The following is an 18,337-nucleotide window of genomic DNA, read 5'->3' as shown; positions in this document are numbered from 1 at the left end:
CATGCGCCGCGCCCTCCTCACTCTTCTCTTTGCCTTGCTTGCCAGCGCCTGGCTGGCAGGCTGCGGCGGCGGCCCGCCCGCCGACGGCATCCGCACCGGCATCAACGAGCGGCTGGCGCAGGCGCTGCCGCCGGGCACGGTGGAACTGGCCGGCCTGGACCGGCGCGGCTCGCAGGCCGACACCAAGGCCCCGGCCGGCGAGACCCGCCGCGTGGTGTATTTCGATGCGGAACTGAAGCTGCTGCGCGACTACGACTTCGGCGCGTGGGATTCGCCCGGCGTGGCCGGGCTGGTGTCGGCGCTGGGCGCGGGCCCGCGCGGCATCATCGGCATCACCAGCGGCGGCAACAAGGCCGGCGACATCATCCGCGCGCATGGCACGGCGCTGTACCGGCGCGACGGCGAGCGCTGGGTCGGCGTGCTGCCGGCCGGCTACCGCCCCGCTGAAGCCCCAGCCGTCGCCACCAATGCGCAAAGCGGCCCGGCGGCGATCCTGGACGCGATGCGCAAGGTGATCGAGTCCGTGCAGAAGGATGCCTCGCCGGCACAGCGCGCAGTGATCGAGCAGGAGCTGACCACCGCGCACGCCAACATCCGCGCGCGGCTGGCACGGGTCAACGAGGGCTATGCCATTGCCGCCGGCGCCGAACACGGCCAGTACCTGCGCTTTGCGAAGGCGCTGGTGGACGGGGCGCGCGTGCGCGCGATCCCGCTGGTCACGCACGGCGGAGAAGAGAACCTGCGGCTGCTGCGCGCGGGCAAGGTCTCGGCGGCGCTGGCGCAGGGCGATGCGGCGCTGGAAGCCTACGAGGGCAAGGGCGTGTTTGCCGCCAACGGCCCGCATGCCTCGCTGCGCGCCATCGGCAGCCTCTACCCCGAGCCCGTGCACGTGCTGGTGCGCGACGCCGATCCCGCCCGCTCGGTGTCCGAGCTGCGCGGCAAGCGCATCGCCGTGGGCGAGCGCGGCTCAGCCTCGCGCGTGACCGCGCTGCGCGTGCTGGCCGCGCACGGCCTGACCGAAAAGGACTTCAAGGCCGAGGAAGTGGGGCTGGGCACCGGGCTGGTGGCGCTGCGCCAGAACCAGGTCGACGCGGTGATCCAGGTGATCGGCGTGCCGGCCGACAGCATCCGCGACGCGCTGGGCGAAATGCCGCTGCGGCTGCTGCCGCTGGATGAACGGGTCATCACCGCGATGGTCGGGCAGAAGGCGGGCTATTTCCGCGCCACCATCGCGCCGGGCACCTATCCCGGCCTGCACACGCCGGTGCGCACCATCGCCACGGCGGCGATCCTGGTGACCGGGCCGGACCTGTCCGATACCGAGGTGGCCGAGCTGACGCGGCTGGTCTACCGCCACGGGCGCGACTTTGTCGCGCGCGGCAGCGCCCAGGGCGCGCAGATCGCCGTGGCAACGGCGCGTGAAGGGCTGATGATCCCGCAGCACCTGGCGGCGGCCAAGGCGCTGGACGCGCTGGCGACACCCGGCGGGACGCCCGCCAAGCCCGGCGGAATGCCCGCGAAGCCAGTTGAAACGCCTGCGAAGCCCGTTGAAACGCCTGCGGCTTCGGGCGCCCGGGCGCAGTGACGCGCGGCGCTGGCCGCCGATCAGCCCGGCGCGCTCGACAAGCCTTCGGCCAGCCGGCAGCGCCGGTCCAGGAAATCGCTGGCGTGGCCGTTGCTGCCAGCCGCCGTGTCGACGGGCTGGTCGATCACGACAAAGCCTGCCCCGCCCTGCCGTTCCTGCACATAGGTGACAAAGATGCCGCGGTCCGGCGGCGCTGCGGCGGCGCTCCCCCTGGTGCCGTCACGAACAAGCTGGAAAGGGTCGACCGCCAGCAGCGGCGCGCCGGCCGGCACAAAGATCGCGCGCACCGGCTTGCCTTCGAGCCGCAGCGCGGTCCAGCCGGTGCCAATCGGCCCGGCCGCGCCATTGACCACGGCGCGCGCGGCCGCGCTGATGCAATCGAGATGGATATGCAGCTGGTCCTGGCTGCGCGAGGCGCGGGAATTGATCGCCAGGCCGACCATGTCGTCAGGCACGGCCTTGCCAAGCGAGCGGCCAACGATGCCGCGCTCGGCCCAGCCGAAGGCCCAGGGGTTGGCGCCTGCGCCGTCCCAGGCTTTGGCGTCGTCGATGCCGGTCACCGTCCGTGCCGGAATCACCAGGTAATGCGACTTGCCGATCGCGTCCTTGTAGAGCACCAGTCCCTGGGACCGGTCCACTTGCGCGCAATCGGGATGAGCCGCCGCTGTACTGCCAAGGCAGCGCTGCTGCACGTTGCGCCACAAGCCATCGCGGCCGCCCGACAGGACGCCGACGACGTTTTCGGCGGTGCAGCCGGCCAGGGCCAGGATGGCCGCCAGCCACAACGCTGGGGCGCCGCGCCAACCGCGGGCAGGCTTCAGCGCCGGCACGAAACTCCGTAGAAAGTCCCGACGCGCGGATTAGACACCACATAGGCGTGGCGCTGCGCCCAGAACTGCGCGGTACGGAAGGCCTCGGCCTCGCGCTCGCTCCAATCCGTTGCAAGCAACGGCAGAGCCTCGGCATCGGTGGTGAGATAAACCCGCGCCTGATAGCGGGCGGATTGCAGCGTGCCGGTGCGGATGGTGCGGATCGTGACGTGGAGGGTCATAGGCAGCTTCTCGACAAGGCGACTACCAAATCATAACCACTTCCATGTGTTGGATTGGTGAAACCGTTGCGAATGTGCTAAGGCACCACAGATCTGTCAGGATCCGGCCCCGGCGCCGACTTACCCGCATCCTCATGCCTTCGGGAGAAAAACATGCGGGCCAACCCGCTCCGCAAGCCCGCCATCCTTGTGCTGCCCCACTTTGCCGCGCTGGCCGTGGGCTTTGCTGCGGGCATCTATGTCTTGCCGATCCTGACGGAACAGGCCGGGGCCAGTGCCGAGCAAGTGCAGCTTGTGTCACAACACTCGCGCTATACCGGCACCTTCCGCAAGGACCTGGCGGGCAGCGACGCGCTGCACTGGGCCAGCGGCCAGCTCCATGTTTCGCCGCAGGCGCTTGCCTTTGAAGGCAGCGTTGCCCCGGGGCCGGACTATCGGATCTACCTGGCGCCGGAGTTTGTCGACAACAAGGAGGCCTTTCTTCGGATCAAGGATCGATCGCTGCAGGTAAGCGAGTTGAAGACCTTCGGCAATTTCACCGTGGCGTTGCCGGCTGGCGTGGATCCGGCGCGGTATGCGGCGGTGGTGATCTGGTGTGAGAGGTTTGGGCAGTTTATTGGGGCGGCGGGGTATCGGTAGTCATCGCCAACAAAAACACCCGGCCACCAACAGCGAGGACAGAGAAAAAGAGGCCGATCAAACCAACCGGCCCAACGAACCCCGCAATACCAGCCGCAGGTGTCGATATGACAGTTAATCGCCCACCCATGCAGGCATCACAACCTGCCAGGCGGGCATCAGGCAATTACGCTCAGAAGCGATGACGCAGGCCAACGGTGGCACCGGTCTGGTTCTCACCAGCCACCACCGTGCCAACCCCATTCAGCCCCAGCGCCGAACCCGACTTGTTCTTCGAGTAGCCAACATTCAGGTACACATCCGTACGCTTGGACAGCGAGTAGTCCGCCGACAGCACGAACATCCACGGATCCGCATCGCTATTGCGGGTGTCGTTGTAGTAGGCCGCGCCGGTCAGCTGGAAGGCGGGCGTGAAGCGGTACTGCGCGCCAGCCCAGTACACGTTGCTGCGGGTCGAAGCGGCGCTGGCGCTCGACACGCCGTCGTCCTTCAGCCAGCGGTAGCCGGCAAACACCTTGGCGTCGCCGAAGGCATAGGCCGTACCCACCGCGGCGCGCTTGGCGGCACGGTCCTGCAGCGCCACGGTGGCGCCCTGGTACTGGTCGTAAGCAGCGCCGACCGAGAAGCCGCCCGCGGCGTACGACAGGCCGCCGCCGAAGTTGCGCGCGACCTTGGGCTCGCCCGGGACTTCGCCGTTGTTGTCGCGGCCGAAGCTGTAGAAGCCGGTGGCGGTCAGGCCGCCGAACTTGCCGGTGTACTTGATGGCGTTGTCGGCGCGGCCGTTGAAGGCCGAGTCAACGCTGTTCAGCGAGTAGCGCGGGCCCACGCCCATCGGGTCGAAGGCGCCGAACAGATCGTACAGCGCGTTCTGCTGGCGGCCCAGCGTGACCGCGCCCCAGCCGCCCTGCAGGCCGACGTAGGCCTGGCGGCCGAACAGGCGGTTGCCCTGGCCCGAGGTGCCGGTATCGATGTCGAACCCGCTCTCCAGCACGAAGATACCCTTCAGGTCGCCGCCCAGGTCTTCGGTGCCGCGCAGGCCCCAGCGCGAGCCGGACAAGTTGCCAGAGTTCAGGCGCGTTGCCGTACCCTGGGCGCCGTTGCTGCCCGGCACGTGGCTGATCACTTCAACGCCGGCATCGACGATGCCGTAAAGCGTAACGTTCGACGCGGACTGGGCCGACGCCACCCCGGATACGGCCGACGCGACCGCTGCTGCCGTCATTGCAAGGAGAGCTTTCTTCACTGTAATTTCTCTGTGTTCTGTTTGAGGCACGACACCGCGCCGGACCCAGGCCGGGTCGGCAAGGCCAACCCGGTCCAGCCGGGCAACCCGGCAACGGCGCATCGTCCGCACAAGTTGCGGACTCGGCATTGTCGCGGCGCAATATGAAACCTTTGTGACCCATGCTTTGCAGCAGGAAGTGGCGGATAGCCCAGAATGGGGGTTTTCCCTGTAACCAAGGGGAACGTTTTGGTACGATGCATGCTTTTCCGACGACGGTAATGCCAGTGCCCCGTGCCGCCATGTGCCTGTGCCTCGACCGCTTCGCCTCATGAGGCTGGCTGAGATCAAGACCCGGCTTGCCCCGCTGCTCGCCTCGCTGCAGGCTTCACTGCCCGCCCCCCTCCAGCAACGCCTGTCAGGCATGGCCGCGCGCCTTGCACGCGCCGGCCTGACCCGGCCCGGCTCGCTGCGCCCCACGCGGCGCGGCGTGCTGGTGGGCCTGGCCGCGATCCCGGCCGCCTTCCTGCTCTATGTGCTGGTCCTGATCCCGTTCACGCCGGGCATCAGCGATATCCGCAAGGCCAAGTCCGAGCAGCCGGCCCAGGTGCTGTCCGCCGACGGCAAGGAGCTGGCGGTGTTCAAGTGGGCCAACCGCGACTGGGTGCCGCTGTCGCAGATTTCGCCCAATGTGGTGGCTGCGCTGATCGCCACCGAAGACCATCGCTTCTACCAGCACCACGGGCTGGACTGGCGCCGGCTGGCCTCGGCCGCGGTGCATACCTTTTCCGGCGACCGCCAGGGCGGGTCCACCATCACCCAGCAGCTGGCACGCAACCTTTATCCCGATGAAATCGGCCGCGCGCCCACGCTGACGCGCAAGCTCAAGGAAGCCATCACCGCGCTGAAGATCGAGGCGCTCTATACCAAGGACGAGATCCTCGAGACCTATCTCAATACCGTGCCGTTCCTGTACAACGCGTTCGGCATCGAGATGGCGGCGCGCACGTACTTCGACCGCCCGGCCCGCTCGCTGGACGTGCTGCAGAGCGCCACGCTGATCGGCATGCTCAAGGGCAACAGCTACTACAACCCGGTGCTCAACCCCGAGCGCGCGCTGGACCGGCGCAATATCGTGCTGGGCCAGATGGTCAAGCGCGGCAAGCTGGATGCGGCGCGCTACGAGCAGCTGAAGAAGCGCCCGCTGCGCATCGACTTCGAACGCCAGACCGAGCCGCCCGGCCCCGCGCCGCACTTCGCGCAGCAGCTGCGCAAGTGGCTGATCGGCTGGGCCGACCGCAATGGCTACGACATCTACGCCGATGGCCTGGTGGTGCATACCACCATCGACGCCCGCCTGCAGGCCATGGCCACGCAGGCCGTGGTGCAGCAGGGCAACCGGCTGCAGGCCATCGCCAACGCGGCCTGGGCGCCGCGCGCGGGCTGGGCCGCCAACATGCCGCTGGTGCAGGCCTTCGTGCGCGAGACCCCGGAGTACCGTGCCGCCATCGCCGCCGGCACCGCGCCGGAAGAGGCGCTGCGCCATCTGATGTCCGACAATACCTTCATGCGCGCGCTGCACCAGCAGAAGACGCGCATTCAGGCCGGCTTCCTGGCCATCGACCCGCGCAACGGCGAGATCCGCGCCTGGGTCGGCAGCCGCGACTACACCCAGGACGCGTTCGACCACGTGCAGCAGGCGCGCCGCCAGCCAGGCTCGACCTTCAAGCCCTTTGTCTACGGTGCGGCCTTTGAAGAAGGCAAGACCCCCGACGACACGCTGGTGGACCAGCCGGTGGAAATCGAACTGGCCGGCGGCGAGGTCTGGCGCCCCACCGATGAAGGCCGCCCCACCGGCCGCGCCATGTCACTGCGCGACGGCCTGGTCTATTCGCGCAACACCATCACCGCCCAGCTGATGCACGAAGTGGGGCCGTCCCGCGTGGCGCGGCTGGCGCGCGACATGGGCGTGCGCGACAGCCAGCTCGACGTAGTGCCGTCGCTGGCGCTGGGCACCAGCCCGGTCACGCTCAAGGAGATGGTGGCCGCCTACGGCACCATCGCCAACGCCGGCGACTACATCGCGCCCACCATGGTGACGCGCATCGAAGACCGACAGGGCAATGTGCTGCAGGTGTTCCGGCCGGCCCGCGCCGAGCACGCGCTGCCCGCCGCCACCACGCAAACCCTGCTCGACGTGATGCGCGACGTGATCGATCGTGGCACCGGCGCCAGCATCCGCTCGCGCTTCGGCATCCGCGCCGACGTGGCCGGCAAGACCGGCACCACCCAGGACAATGCCGACGGCTGGTTCATCCTGATGCATCCGGAGCTGGTGGCGGGCGCCTGGGTCGGCTTCAACGACAGCCGCGTCACGCTACGCAGCGACTACTGGGGCCAGGGCGCGCACAGCGCGCTGCCGATGGTGGGCGACTTCTACCAGCGCGCGCTGCGCTCACGCATCGTCGACGGCCGCGCGCGCTTTGCCGAGCACGAAGAGACCAACCTGTTCGCATCACTGGGCACGCAGCTGCGCGGCTGGTTCAACCAGCTGTTCACGCGCGACAAAGCCAGCGAGACCCCGGCGCCGCGCCCGGCACCGCGCCGTCCGGCGCTGCCCGCGCCGGAGGCTGAGGTCGCGCCGCCGGCCCGCACGGCATCGTCTGCCGCGGCGGATGTCGGCCCGGATGATTCCAGCCTGGCGCTGGACCGGGGGGAGACGGTGATTGCGGTGCCGCAGGACATGAGCGCGGGCAGCGCTCCGGTTGCGCCAACCCATCAGGCCGAACAAACGCCTGGCACCACCCCCGCCTTCCCGGCTTCCGCAAATCCGCCTGCGCCCCCAGCGCCCGTCACGCCCCTCGCGCCAACCGTCATCACCCCAGCCAACGGTAGCAACTGAACGCCCCTCCGGACAGCGCGGCGCGGGCGGCTACACCAACCCGATATCCCGCCCCCGCACCCCCGGAAACACCTGCGCCAACCGCGCCTCATCCAGCCCGTACAACCTGCGGAAGACCCCGCCCAGCACCGCCCGGTACTCATTGCGCACCGGCCAGTCGCGGTTCTGGTTGAGCGTGGCCTGTTCCACCGCCACCTGCTCGCCAGCAATGCGGCCGCCGCGCACCGCGCCGCCCGCGGCCCAGTAGACCGTGCCGTGGCCGTGGTCGGTGCCGCGCGTGCCGTTCTCGCGGAAGGTGCGGCCGAATTCGGACAGCACCACCACGGTGGTCTTGTCCCAGGTTGGGCCCATCTCGGCGGCAAAGGCAGACAGGCCGCGGCCGAGGTTGTCGAGCAGGCCGGCCAGTTGCCCCTGCGCGCCGCCCTGGTTGACGTGAGTGTCCCAGCCGCCCACGTCGATAAAGCCCAGGTTGAAGCGCTCGCGCATCAGCCCGGCCATGCGCCGGGCCTCGACCTCGAAACCGCGCGCGCTGAGCGAGCGGCGGTTGGCGGCCTGCATTTCCTGCATGCGCGTGGCCATGGTGCCGGCGTCGCTGCCTGACATGCCGGGCTGCGGCTGCGCCTGGCGCGCCACGGTTTCGCGCAGCTCGAAGCCCTCATCGATCAGCGACTCAAAGCGGGTTCCGCTGTACATCTGCGCCAGCAGCTTCGCCTGGCGCGCATCGAACGGGGTGCGGCCGCTGCCCTTGAGCGAGACATTGGGCACGTCGCGCGGGCCGGACAGCACCATCGGCAGGCCGTCGGTGAAGGCTACTGGCGCGGCCTGCCCGCCCATGGCCTGCGCAAGACGATTCAGGAAGCCGCTGCCGCGCAGCGAGGCCGCGGCCTTGCGGTCCTCGCCCTCGCCGGGCAAGCCGGCCTCGATCCCGTCCTGGGTCTCGAAGTGGCTGCGCGACAGGTCGTGCGTGCCGGCGAACGGCACGAAGGCCAGCTGGCCGCGCTGCCACAATGGCAGCATCGTCGCGGCCAATGCCGGGTGCAGCGCCCAGTCGCCGATGCTGCGCGCGGCGCTGTCGGCGGCAAAAGCCGGCGCCAGCGCCACCGCCGCGTTGGGGTCAGCGTCCGCACCGGCCGCGGGCGGGCGCCGGATGGCGATATTGGGTCGCGCGGCATAGTAGAAATCGCTGCCAGCCGGCACCAGCACGCTGGCGGCGTCATAGCCACCGCGCAGGAACACCAGCAGGAAGCGCGCATCGGCCTGCGCCGGCAGCGCATAGACGCGCGAGGCGATGGCGGGCAGCGCCAGGCCCAGCGTGGCGCCGCCCATCGTTTTCAGCCATTGTCGGCGTTCCATGGTCCGCTCCCTGTCAGCGCTGCATCCACTCGGGCGAGCCGAGCAGCACGGTATTCCATTCGGCCTGTGATTCGGCCTGGGCCAGCGCGGCGCGCGTGGCGGGGCCAAGGGTGGCTTCGATGGTGTCGTAGTACAGCTTGTTGCCGATCATCGGGAAGCGCGCGCCGCGCGGCCTCGCGCCATCGCCGGCAAACAGTCCCGCCGGCCCCGAGCCGATCGCGCGGGCGATCTCGAAGCGCCGCACCATCTGGCCCGAGCTGGCCCACGCGCTTTCCGACGACGGATAGCCGTCCGGCGCCACATGGCCGTAGAGCGGCTCGCCGAGCTGGTTCAGCCAGTTCATCACCGGGCGCAGGTTGGCTACGGGACGGCCTTCATAGGCGAGCCGCATCGACGACACCACATAGACCATCGGATCCTTGAACTTGCGCGTGGGCGCGGCCAGTTGCCGGTCCAGTTCCGGCGCCAGGAACAAGGTGCGCAGCACCGCGGCGATATCGCCATCGGTGCGCGTGAAGGTCTGCGCCATGCGCTCGACCAGCGCCGGCGGCGGGTTGTCGGCGATGAAATAGGCCGCCAGCTTGGTGCTGATAAAGCGCGCGGTGGCCGGCTCGCGCGCCAGGATCGACACCACTCGCGCCACTTCGTCGAAGCCGGCCGGCTCGATGCGCTGGCCCAGCAGCATCTTCGCGCCGAAGTCGTGGCGCGCGGGGTTGAATTCGAACAGGCCCTCACTGCGATACAGCCCCGCGCGCGCCGGCGGCAGCCGCGGCGGCGGCGTGCCGCGCAGGTTGACGCCCACGCCGGTAAGCACGCGCGCCAGCTCCTGCACGTCCTGCTGGGTGTAGCGGGAGCCGCTGGGGCCGCCGGCGACGCCCATGGTATGCAGCTCCATCAGCTCGCGCGCGTAGTTCTCGTTGATGCGGTTGGCGCTGCTCTGGGCGTTGTCGAGGTAGACCAGCATGGCCGGCGCGGTCACATTGGCCATCAGCAGGTCGCGGAAGCGGCCCAGCGCGTGCGGGCGGATGGCGCGCTCTTCGTAGTCGGCCAGCAGCAGCCGGACCTGGTCCTTGCCCGAGTAGACGTTGAAATGGTTCATCCAGAACCACGTCATCTGCTCGCGCAGCTGCGCCGGAGAATACAGCGCGCGCAGCAGGTGGCGCCGCGTGGCATCGGCCACGATCTCGCGGCCCTGCGCGTTCAGCGCCTGGCGGGCCTGCTGCTTGCTGTCGTCGTCGGGCAGCGCGTCGATGCGCTGGCGGGCGTCGCGCGCGGCCTGGATCTGCGCGGCGGCATCGGCCTGCAGGTTGGGCAAGGCTGCGATGGCTGCCGCCAGTTCGGGTGGATCGGCCAGCGGCGGCGTCAGTTGCTGGTCGAGGAAGCCCTTGCGGCCCAGCCGGCGCAGGTCGCCAAGGGTGGCCTGGTCAGCGCCGTAGGTGACGGTGTTGAGCCAGCGCAGGTCGGTGGCGGCGGCGCTGTCGCCAGCCTCGGCCGGCACCTGTGCGCAGGCGGCCAGGCATGCGGCCAGTGCCAGTGCCGCGGCGGCCCGCCAGGGGGCGAGCCCGCCACGGCGGGGTTGTCTCGAATGCTGCGCCGGATTCATGCCCGCCTCCTCGCCTTTTTCGATCAGACCATCACTATGTTACGTGGCAAGCGCACATCCGTTGACCCGGAGGCGCTGCGGGAGTGTTACCAATGCTTTCAGCATGCCGATTGCCGGATTTGCCAAGACAGCGGCGCGCGGCCTGGCTAGCCTTGCGCTTTGCCCATCCGATCCCGCCCGGCGGAAACGCCTGCTTGCATGTCGCGCCCCCTGTCCGCTGCCGCCTGGCTGCCCACCGTTGCCTTTGTCCTGATCTGGTCCACCGGCTTTATCGTCGGCAAGGCCATCGTGCCGCTGGCCGATACCAGCCTGTTCCTGCTGGGCCGCTTTGCCGTGGCGGGGCTGATGTTCGTGGCGTGGTCGCTGGCCGCGCGCGCGGCCTGGCCGCCGCTGCGCGAGGCGCCGCGCCACCTGCTGGCCGGCGCGCTGATGCAGGGCATCTACCTGTGCGCCGGCTACGGGGCCGTGGCCAAGGGCTTGCCGCCGGCGATCATGGCCCTGCTGGGTGCGCTGCAGCCGCTGCTGACCGCGCTGCTTGCCATCCCCCTGCTGAAAGAGCTACCTTCCAGGCGGACGTGGCAGGGCCTGGCGCTGGGTGCGCTCGGCGTCGCGCTGGTGGTCGCCCCGGCGATGCAGGCCGGCATGCACACGGCCGCGCCGGCCCTGTCGCCCTGGATCGTGCTGCTGGGCGTGCAGGCCATTGTCTCCATCACCATGGGAACCCTCTTGCAGAAATCCGCCATTGCCGCCTGTGACCTGCGCGCCAGTTCCGCGTGGCAGAACCTGGGCGCCATGCTGGTAGCCGCCGCGATGGTGGCGGTCCAGGCCGTCGACGCGCCGCTGCACTGGCATGGCGGCGTGGCGCTGTGGGCCGCGCTGGCGTGGGCGGCAATCGGCCTGTCGGGCGCCGGCACCTGGCTGTTGGTCAGCCTGGTGCGGCGCGGCCAGGCCGCCAATGCCGCGGCGCTGATGTTCCTGGCCCCGCCGCTGGCCGCGCTGCAGGCCTGGCTGCTGTTCGGCGAACGGCTGGATGCGGCGCAGGCGCTGGGCATGGCGGTGGCCGGGGCGGGCGTCTGGCTGTGCCAGACCACTGGCAGGTTGCGGCATGCCCAAGCCCGCTGAACCCCACGCTTCGCCGCTGGTCGAGCACCGGCGCTACCGCCCGCAGCCGGACGGCCACCAGCACGGCTACCACCAGCTGCTGTTCGGCCTGGCCGGCGCCACCGAGCTGGAGATCGACGGCCATGTCTATTGCGTGGACGACCGCACCGGCCTGATCGTGCCGGCCGGCAGCCATCATGAATTCCTGGGCTTCGACGGTAACCTGCAACTGGTGGCGGACTTCCCGGCGCGCTCGGTGGCGCTGCCCGCGCGGCTGATGGCGCGCCCGCGCACGTTTTCGCTGGACGGCGCCTTCGGCAGCCGCGTGCGCGCGCTGGCGGCGTGGCGCGCCGCCGCGGCAGCGCGCGGGCCGCAGACCGACTGGCAACTGGCGGCCACGCTGGCCGCGGCGCTGGCGGACTGCCTCGGCATGCCCGGCGACGGGCAGGTATTCCCGCTGATGGCCGTGGATGCCTACCTGCGCGCCAACCTGGCCTCGCCACTGCGCGTGGCGGAAGTTGCCGGGCATTTCGGCTGGAGCGTGCGGCGCTTCCAGACCCTGTTTGCCGAGGCCTTCGGCGATACCCCGCACCGCTACCAGACCCGGCTGCGGCTGGACCGCGCGCTGCAGCTGCTGACGCAATCCACGCTGCCGCTGGCCGAGATCGCGCTGGCGTCAGGCTACCCGGACCAGACCACCTTCACGCGCAGCTTCACGCGGCGCTTCGGGCAGCCGCCCGGGGCGTGGCGGGCGGCCGCACGCGGCTAGCCTGCCTGCGCGGCAGGCGATCCTGGCACCGGGCTAACCGTGGTGACCCTCTCGCGTCGAGGCGAGTTAGAGGGGCGGCGCAGGTTGAACGTGTGGCGTATAAGGCTTCCGCCCCTTGCGCGATCCGAGCGCTTAGCGCCGCATTGATCTGCGTCAGACTCAGATCATGCAGGGAAGCTATTGTGTCAATGAGGGCCCCGCGAGTCCCGATATCGTATCGGACTCAACGGTCTGCTTGCCCAGTTTCCCAGGAGGGCGCCATGGCCACCCCACTCGTCACCTCGCTTCCGACTTCACCTTCCGCCGCGCTTTCCACCCCGAGCCCGACACCCCTTGCCGCCTGGCATACCGACCATATCCATTTCGCCTCAATGCTCGACCTGCTGGAAAAGCAGGTCAGCACCTTCCATCAGGGCGAGCAGCCCGACTACGGCCTGATGGCCACGATCATCCACTACATGCGCAACTATGGCGATTGCGTGCACCACCCCCGTGAGGATGTTGCCTACGCGCTGCTCGTGGACCGGGATCCCGGCACGCGGATCATCATCAGCCGGTTACTGCAGGAACATCGCGTGATCGCCACGGTCGGCGCGGAATTGCTCGACCGCCTGCGCGAAGCCCAGAGCGAGGTGGTCACCTCGCGAGCGGCACTGGAAGCGGCCGCCGCCATGTACCTGGTGTACTACCGCAACCATCTGTCCACCGAGGAGAAACAGGTCATGCCGCGCGCCGCCCGGTTCCTGACCGAAGCGGACTGGGCGGAGGTCGCCGCCATCGACCCGGCCAGTGCCGATCCGCTATTCGGCGCCAATGTGGAGAAGCGCTTCGCGGCCTTGCGCAAGCAGATCGACAGCGAAGCGAACGCGTCCATGCACTGAACGTCGGTCGCTTCGCGGCACTGCCGGGCCTCGGCTCACAACTTATGCCGCATCCCGATCCCGAACAGTGCAAGCTCATAGCTTTGACTAGCGCCTCAATAGCAATCTGGAGTCGCTAATCGACTATCGCGCCCGGTTGCAGCGCGGCCATCACTCCATTTTGAGCCCCACCGCTTTGGTCATCGCCTGGTAGGTCGGCCAGGTACGTGCGATGAACTTCTGCAGGGCCTCGCCGGTCAAGGGCGTGTCCTGGCTGCCAAGCTGCTCCCGCACGTTCCTGACGGCTTCCGACTCGGTGACCGAATGCCGCACCAGAGTCGCCAGGCTGTTGACGATCTCGGCAGACAACCCGGCGGGGCCCAGCAGCATATTGCATTCGGCCAGGTTGCTGAAGATCGGATCGGATATGCCTTCGTCCAGCCAGGTCGGCACGCCGGGCAGTTTCGGTGAGCGCGGCCCTGAGATCACCAGCAGCGGCTTGAACGCGCCGGCAGACAGCCCGCCCGACATCCCCAGCAGCGACCCCGCGCCGATATCGATATGGCCGGCCATCAGGTCGCCGACCATGGCGCCGGTGCCTTTGTAGTTGATGACATCGAACTGGGCCCCGGTCAGCTTTCTCAGCTGCGCCACCATCAGCTGCCAGCCCGAGCCGATGCCGTAGTTGCCCACGCTGATGGGCCGCTTGTGCGCCAGCGCGATCAACTCCTTGAACGTGTTGGCCTGCAGCCCCTTGGTCGCCACCATCACGCCGACGCCGGTACTGATGGACGCCACCGGCGTGAGGTCGCGTGAGGGATCGATCGGCGGCTTCTTCAGCAACACCGGCGCCTGGGCCAGCTGGCTGTGCAAGGTGCAAAGCAGCGTGTAGCCGTCGGGCTTGGCGCGCGCCACGGCTTCCGCGGCGATCATGCCGATGCCGCCCGGCTTGTTTTCCACCACCACCGGCACCTTCAGCTTGTTGGAAAAGAACTCGGCGAACGCTCGCGCGGAGCTGTCGTTGGATGAGCCCGGCGCCTGCGCGGCGATGATCCGGATCGGGCGCGAGGGCCAGTCGGCGGCCAGCGCGGAGCGAGGCAGCAGCCAGGGCAACGCGGCCGCTCCGGCCGCTGCGCCCAGTAGCGTGCGCCGGCGAAGGTCTACGGTATCGGCGGACAAGTCGTTGCCCGGACGAACAAAGGAACGCATGGGTCTACTCCCGAATACGTCAAGCCTGCGCCCACGACGGCTCGCGGGCGCCCGGGTTGGCCGTGGCGATGACGCACGGCCGGCAGCAATGGCATGCCGCTACATGCCGATCAGGTCGGCACGCTGCACCAGGTTCCTGACGATGCGGACCGAGGCGATGTCGATCATCTTGCCCTCGTACTGGACCGCGCCCAGTCCTTGCGACAGCGCTTCGTCATAGGCGCGGATCATGTCGCGGGCGCGCGCCACGTCGGCGGCGGCAGGCGAGAAGACGTCCTGGGCGAGTTCGACTTGCGACGGATGGATGGCCCACTTGCCGACCATGCCCAGGATCATGGCGCGGCGGGCTTCCTCGCGGAACGCGTCGGGGCTGCGGAAGTCGGCAAACGGGCCATCGATGGCGTCGAGCCGATGGGCGCGTGCGGCAATCGTCAGCCGCTGGCGCTGGTAGTGCCAGATGTCGCCCGGATAGCCGCCGCTGCCGCCAATGTCGCGCATGGATACGCCCTGGCTGGCCGAGTAATCCCCCATGCCGAAGATCAGGCATTCCAGCCGCGGCGTTGACGCGGCAATGGCGTCGACGTTCATCATTGCCTCCACCTCTTCGATCAGCACGTCGATGCCGATGCGGTGGCGCAGGCCAAGCTTCTTCTCCATCATCGACAACAGCTTGTCGACAAACTGCACATCCGCCGCCGACATGGCCTTCGGCAGCATGATGACATCGAGATTGCGGCCGGCACCCTCCACCACTTCGATGATGTCCTCGTAGGCATACTCGGTGGTCAGGTCGTTGATGCGCACGCAGCGCGTGGTGCGCCCCCAGTCCAGCCCGTTGAGGGCGTCGACGATCTTGCGCCGAGCCGGGCGTTTTTCGCTGGGTGCCACCGCGTCTTCCAGGTCAAGGAAGACGAAGTCCACGCCCATGCCCGCGGCCTTGGCCATCATCTTCTCGCTCGAGCCCGGCACGGACAGCTGGCAGCGGCGCAGCCGCTTGGTTTTTTCCTGCATGATGTTGTCTCCTGCTTGTTGTACTAGTGTTGTCTGTCAGTCATCCCGGCGTGGCCCCACCGCCTACTGCACCACACCGTCCGCGCGCAGCGCGGCGATCTCGCCGGCATCGAAGCCGAGGTCGGCCAGGGTGCGGTCGGTGTGCTCGCCGGTCATGGGGGCCCGATGCCGTACGCCTCCGGGCGTGGCGCTCATGCGCACCGGACTGCCGGCGATGGTCAGTCCGCGCGCTGCGCCGGGCTGCTCGGCTTCGACCAGCATCCCGCGGATGCGGAAATGCGGATCGTCGAAGATGTCTGCGGCATCGAACACCGGGCCGAACGGCACCTCGCCGCCCAGCATCTCGGCAAGCGCGCGCTTGGTATGGCGCACCGTCCAGGCGGCGACCGCCTGCTCCACCTCGGCCCGGTGCCGCACGCGCAATTCGTTGGTGGCAAAGCGCGTATCGCCGGCCCATGGCGGATTGCCCATCCGCTCCACCAGCAGCCGCCAGAAGCGGTCGTTTGGCACCCCAAGGCTGATAAAACCGTCACTGGCCGGAAAGAGCCCGAACGGGCAGAGCAGCGGATGGCCGTTGCCCTCGGGTCCCGGCGCCTGCGCCGAGGCGCTGTACTGGAACACCATGCGCTCGCACACCGCCAGCACGGCATCGACCATGGCCACATCCACGAACTGGCCGCGGCCGGTGCGCTGGGCGCGCCAGCACGCCGCCGCGATGCCGTAGGCCAGGAACATGGCCGGCACGATGTCACCAACGCCCGGGCCGATCTTGGTCGGCGCGCCGCCGCGCTGCGGCCCGGTAATCCCCATGATGCCGCCCATTGCCTGCGCGACGGGATCGTAGGCGGGCCAGCCCGCGTAGGCGCTCTCGCCGCTGCGCGGGTCGCCGAAGCCGCGCAGCGCCGCGTACACCAGCCTGGGGCACTCCTCGGCGAGCCGTTCATAGCCCAGCCCGAAGCGCTCCATTACGCCGGCGCGGTAGTTCTCGACCAGCACGTCAGCGCTGCGCACGAGCCGCAACAGGGTTTCGCGCCCGGCGGACTGCTTAAGGTCCAGCACCAGCGATTCCTTGTTACGGTTGATCGAGCCGAAGTAGCCGCCAAATCCGCCTGATTCCATCCGCAACGCACCCTCGAGATGCGGGCCGTTGCGTCGGGTCTGGTCGCCCCCGGGCGGCTCGATCTTGATCACGCGCGCGCCCTGGTCGGCTAGCATCATCGAGCAATAGGGGCCGGCCAGCATCTGGGTCAGGTCGAGTACCACCATGCCGTCGAGCGCGCCCTTGGGCCGGCCATCTGTATGGCCCTCCATGCGCCCCTCTGCGCTCATCGCCCGCCCCAGTGGCTCTCGCGCTTGATCAGCGCGGTGCGCTCCGCCTGCACGCACAGCTTGTCGTCCTGGTTCACGCCGTAGTGGCGGAAGCGAACGATGCCGGCATCCTCGCGGTCGTCGTCCTCCTTGCCCAGCACCTCGGTGAAGGCGTAGAGCGTATCGCCGTGGAAGACCGGATGCGACAGGCGGATCTTGTCCAGCGTCAGTTCGCGCAGGCAGTGCTCGGCAGTGTCCTGCGCCGCAAGCCCGAGCACCATCGACAGGTTGATCCCGCCAAAGACCACGCGCTGCGCGAAGATGCCGCCGGCGGCGCGCCGCATGGCGTCTTCGTTGAAGTGACCTTCGGCCGTATTCATGACCATGTTTGTCAGCATCACGTTGTCCATCTCGGTCACGGTCTTGCCGCGCGCATGGCGGATCAGCATGCCCGGTTCGAAGTGCTCGAAGTATCCGTCGGGGCTGGTGAGTGCGCAGAGTTTCATGCCGCCTCCTTCGACTGTCGGACCTGCCCGCCGAACGCGCGGCTGGCGATCATGCCCTCGACCTCGGACTTGCCAAGCAGGCTGTTGGCGATGATGCGTTGCTGGATCTCGGAAGTGCCTTCGAAGATCTTGGTGAGGCGTGCGTCGCGCCAGTAGCGCTCCACCGGGAACAGCCTGGTATAGCCGGCGCCGCCGAAGATCTGCAGCGCCGACGAGGTCACGCGCTCTGCCATCTCCGAGGCGAAGTACTTCACCATCGACGCCTCCTTGTCGCAGCGGCGCCCGCTGTCGATCTCGTTGCAGACGAAGTAGAGCAGTTGACGCGCGGCCTCGATCTCGGTGGCCATGGTCGCGATCTTGAAGCGGATCGCCTGGTATTCGGCGATCGGCATGCCGAACTGGCGCCGCTCCAGCGAATAGGCGATCGCGTCTTCCAGCGCGCCCTGCGCCAGGCCGATCGCCCGTGCGGCGGTATGCGCGCGGGCGCCCTCCAGCCCTTTGGCCATCAGCAGGAAGGCCTTGCCTTCCGGACCCATCAGGTTGCGCCTCGGCACGCGCACGCCGTCGAGCGCCAGCTCGAAGGTCTTCCAGCCGAAATACCCGATCTTGGGGATCGGCGAGCCGGTCATGCCAGCGGGGAAGCCGCCCCGCTGCTTCTCGATCATGAAGCACGAAATGCCTTCCCAGCGCTTGTCGGGCGAGGGTGGCGCCGATGTCCGCGCGAACAGGATCAGGTAGTCGGCGCCGTCGGCAAAGGTGCACCAGTACTTGTTGCCGGTCAGCACCCATTCATCGCCATCCAGCACGGCGCGGCACGAGATCGACGCCAGGTCGGAACCGGTATCCGGCTCGGACAGCGCGCTGGCATTGAGGAAGTCGCCACGCACCACGCGCGGCAGGTATTCGCGCCGCATGTCCTCGGGCATCGATTTCATGATCCAGCCGCCCTGCGCACGGGCCACGATCGACGCCACCGACATCCAGCCTCGCGACAGCTGCTCGCAGATCAGGCAATACTCGAAGATGCCAAGGCCCAGGCCGCCGTACTCCTCCGGGATGGTGATGCCGAAGTAGCCCATCTCGGCCATCTTGTCGCGCAGCGACATCGGGATCTCCGCATCCGGGCCGTCCAGCGCGTTGGCAACCGGCAGCACCTCTTTCATCGTGAATTCGCGCGCCGCATCGCGGATCATGCAACGCGCTTCCGTCATGTACCCC

General features: G+C 68.7%; 16 protein-coding genes. 6 read left to right on the top strand and 10 right to left on the bottom strand.

Annotated elements, in window-relative coordinates; all coding sequences use genetic code 11:
* Position 1: 1 nt before the first annotated feature.
* Positions 2-1,585 (top strand): TAXI family TRAP transporter solute-binding subunit, encoded by a 1,584-nt coding sequence (locus RS901_RS23475; protein WP_316156442.1) that lies wholly within the window; start codon positions 2-4, stop codon positions 1,583-1,585.
* 20 nt (positions 1,586-1,605) lie between these two features.
* Here RS901_RS23475 and RS901_RS23470 read toward each other — a convergent pair whose 3' ends face one another.
* Both RS901_RS23470 and RS901_RS23465 read right to left on the bottom strand, forming a co-directional pair.
* Positions 1,606-2,415, bottom strand: a complete 810-nt coding sequence (locus RS901_RS23470) for a CDP-diacylglycerol diphosphatase (protein WP_316156439.1) — start codon at positions 2,413-2,415, stop codon at positions 1,606-1,608.
* The gene (locus RS901_RS23465; protein WP_316156436.1) at positions 2,403-2,636 is read right to left on the bottom strand and encodes a CDP-diacylglycerol pyrophosphatase; all 234 of its coding nucleotides are present in this window, start codon (positions 2,634-2,636) and stop codon (positions 2,403-2,405) included. Before RS901_RS23465 ends, RS901_RS23470 begins: the two co-directional genes overlap by 13 nt.
* A 153-nt stretch (positions 2,637-2,789) precedes the next feature.
* On the opposite strand from RS901_RS23465, the gene RS901_RS23460 reads away from it, so the two are divergent.
* Entirely contained in the window at positions 2,790-3,275 is a 486-nt protein-coding gene (locus tag RS901_RS23460) for a DM13 domain-containing protein (RefSeq protein ID WP_316156434.1), read from the top strand.
* Positions 3,276-3,447: 172 nt separating this feature from the next.
* Here the strand turns inward: RS901_RS23460 and RS901_RS23455 are convergent, their stop codons facing one another.
* Positions 3,448-4,518: a porin gene (locus tag RS901_RS23455; RefSeq protein WP_316156431.1), complete on the bottom strand. Its 1,071-nt coding sequence runs from the start codon at positions 4,516-4,518 to the stop codon at positions 3,448-3,450.
* Between the two features lie 310 nt (positions 4,519-4,828).
* On the opposite strand from RS901_RS23455, the gene RS901_RS23450 reads away from it, so the two are divergent.
* Positions 4,829-7,399 (top strand): penicillin-binding protein 1A, encoded by a 2,571-nt coding sequence (locus tag RS901_RS23450; protein WP_316156429.1) that lies wholly within the window; start codon positions 4,829-4,831, stop codon positions 7,397-7,399.
* 30 nt (positions 7,400-7,429) lie between these two features.
* On the opposite strand, the gene RS901_RS23445 is transcribed toward RS901_RS23450, so the two are convergent.
* Both RS901_RS23445 and RS901_RS23440 read right to left on the bottom strand, forming a co-directional pair.
* Positions 7,430-8,752 (bottom strand): DUF1501 domain-containing protein, encoded by a 1,323-nt coding sequence (locus RS901_RS23445; RefSeq protein WP_316156427.1) that lies wholly within the window; start codon positions 8,750-8,752, stop codon positions 7,430-7,432.
* A gap of 13 nt (positions 8,753-8,765) precedes the next feature.
* Entirely contained in the window at positions 8,766-10,355 is a 1,590-nt protein-coding gene (locus RS901_RS23440) for a DUF1800 domain-containing protein (RefSeq protein WP_316156425.1), read from the bottom strand.
* 198 nt (positions 10,356-10,553) lie between these two features.
* Between RS901_RS23440 and RS901_RS23435 the strand changes: the two genes are divergently transcribed.
* The 3 genes from RS901_RS23435 (at position 10,554) to RS901_RS23425 (ending at position 13,106) form a co-directional block, all read left to right on the top strand.
* Positions 10,554-11,477: a DMT family transporter gene (locus RS901_RS23435; RefSeq protein WP_316156423.1), complete on the top strand. Its 924-nt coding sequence runs from the start codon at positions 10,554-10,556 to the stop codon at positions 11,475-11,477.
* Positions 11,461-12,225, top strand: coding sequence for an AraC family transcriptional regulator (locus RS901_RS23430; protein ID WP_316156421.1), 765 nt, complete (start codon positions 11,461-11,463; stop codon positions 12,223-12,225). Before RS901_RS23435 ends, RS901_RS23430 begins: the two co-directional genes overlap by 17 nt.
* A gap of 260 nt (positions 12,226-12,485) precedes the next feature.
* Positions 12,486-13,106: a hemerythrin domain-containing protein gene (locus tag RS901_RS23425; protein ID WP_316156419.1), complete on the top strand. Its 621-nt coding sequence runs from the start codon at positions 12,486-12,488 to the stop codon at positions 13,104-13,106.
* A 150-nt stretch (positions 13,107-13,256) separates the two neighbouring features.
* Here the strand turns inward: RS901_RS23425 and RS901_RS23420 are convergent, their stop codons facing one another.
* The 5 genes from RS901_RS23420 to RS901_RS23400 all read right to left on the bottom strand — a co-directional run bounded on the left by RS901_RS23420 (position 13,257) and on the right by RS901_RS23400 (position 18,330).
* Complete coding sequence (locus RS901_RS23420) at positions 13,257-14,294, bottom strand: tripartite tricarboxylate transporter substrate binding protein (RefSeq protein WP_316156416.1); 1,038 nt, start codon at positions 14,292-14,294, stop codon at positions 13,257-13,259.
* Between the two features lie 99 nt (positions 14,295-14,393).
* The gene (locus RS901_RS23415; RefSeq protein ID WP_316156414.1) at positions 14,394-15,305 is read right to left on the bottom strand and encodes a CoA ester lyase; all 912 of its coding nucleotides are present in this window, start codon (positions 15,303-15,305) and stop codon (positions 14,394-14,396) included.
* 63 nt (positions 15,306-15,368) lie between these two features.
* Entirely contained in the window at positions 15,369-16,616 is a 1,248-nt protein-coding gene (locus tag RS901_RS23410; protein WP_316156412.1) for a CoA transferase, read from the bottom strand.
* 14 nt (positions 16,617-16,630) lie between these two features.
* On the bottom strand, positions 16,631-17,119 hold the full coding sequence (locus tag RS901_RS23405; protein ID WP_316156410.1) for a MaoC family dehydratase: 489 nt from the start codon (positions 17,117-17,119) through the stop codon (positions 16,631-16,633).
* Complete coding sequence (locus RS901_RS23400; RefSeq protein ID WP_316156408.1) at positions 17,116-18,330, bottom strand: acyl-CoA dehydrogenase family protein; 1,215 nt, start codon at positions 18,328-18,330, stop codon at positions 17,116-17,118. Before RS901_RS23400 ends, RS901_RS23405 begins: the two co-directional genes overlap by 4 nt.
* Between the last annotated feature and the right edge of the window lie 7 nt (positions 18,331-18,337).

This window comes from Cupriavidus sp. BIC8F (assembly GCF_032465815.1).
GTDB classification, from domain to species: Bacteria; Pseudomonadota; Gammaproteobacteria; order Burkholderiales; family Burkholderiaceae; genus Cupriavidus; species Cupriavidus necator.
Note: the sequence above shows the minus strand (reverse complement) of the source record. Positions and strands in the feature narration are given on the sequence as shown.

Coding starts and splice junctions, on each gene's coding strand:
- RS901_RS23415 (WP_316156414.1), bottom strand. CDS start 15,305: ATGCAGGAAAAAACCAAGCGGCTGCGCCGCTGCCAGCTGTCCGTGCCG.
- RS901_RS23475 (WP_316156442.1), top strand. CDS start 2: ATGCGCCGCGCCCTCCTCACTCTTCTCTTTGCCTTGCTTGCCAGCGCC.
- RS901_RS23460 (WP_316156434.1), top strand. CDS start 2,790: ATGCGGGCCAACCCGCTCCGCAAGCCCGCCATCCTTGTGCTGCCCCAC.
- RS901_RS23435 (WP_316156423.1), top strand. CDS start 10,554: ATGTCGCGCCCCCTGTCCGCTGCCGCCTGGCTGCCCACCGTTGCCTTT.
- RS901_RS23450 (WP_316156429.1), top strand. CDS start 4,829: ATGAGGCTGGCTGAGATCAAGACCCGGCTTGCCCCGCTGCTCGCCTCG.
- RS901_RS23410 (WP_316156412.1), bottom strand. CDS start 16,616: ATGGAGGGCCATACAGATGGCCGGCCCAAGGGCGCGCTCGACGGCATG.
- RS901_RS23430 (WP_316156421.1), top strand. CDS start 11,461: ATGCCCAAGCCCGCTGAACCCCACGCTTCGCCGCTGGTCGAGCACCGG.
- RS901_RS23465 (WP_316156436.1), bottom strand. CDS start 2,636: ATGACCCTCCACGTCACGATCCGCACCATCCGCACCGGCACGCTGCAA.
- RS901_RS23440 (WP_316156425.1), bottom strand. CDS start 10,355: ATGAATCCGGCGCAGCATTCGAGACAACCCCGCCGTGGCGGGCTCGCC.
- RS901_RS23420 (WP_316156416.1), bottom strand. CDS start 14,294: ATGCGTTCCTTTGTTCGTCCGGGCAACGACTTGTCCGCCGATACCGTA.
- RS901_RS23445 (WP_316156427.1), bottom strand. CDS start 8,752: ATGGAACGCCGACAATGGCTGAAAACGATGGGCGGCGCCACGCTGGGC.
- RS901_RS23405 (WP_316156410.1), bottom strand. CDS start 17,119: ATGAAACTCTGCGCACTCACCAGCCCCGACGGATACTTCGAGCACTTC.
- RS901_RS23425 (WP_316156419.1), top strand. CDS start 12,486: ATGGCCACCCCACTCGTCACCTCGCTTCCGACTTCACCTTCCGCCGCG.
- RS901_RS23400 (WP_316156408.1), bottom strand. CDS start 18,330: ATGACGGAAGCGCGTTGCATGATCCGCGATGCGGCGCGCGAATTCACG.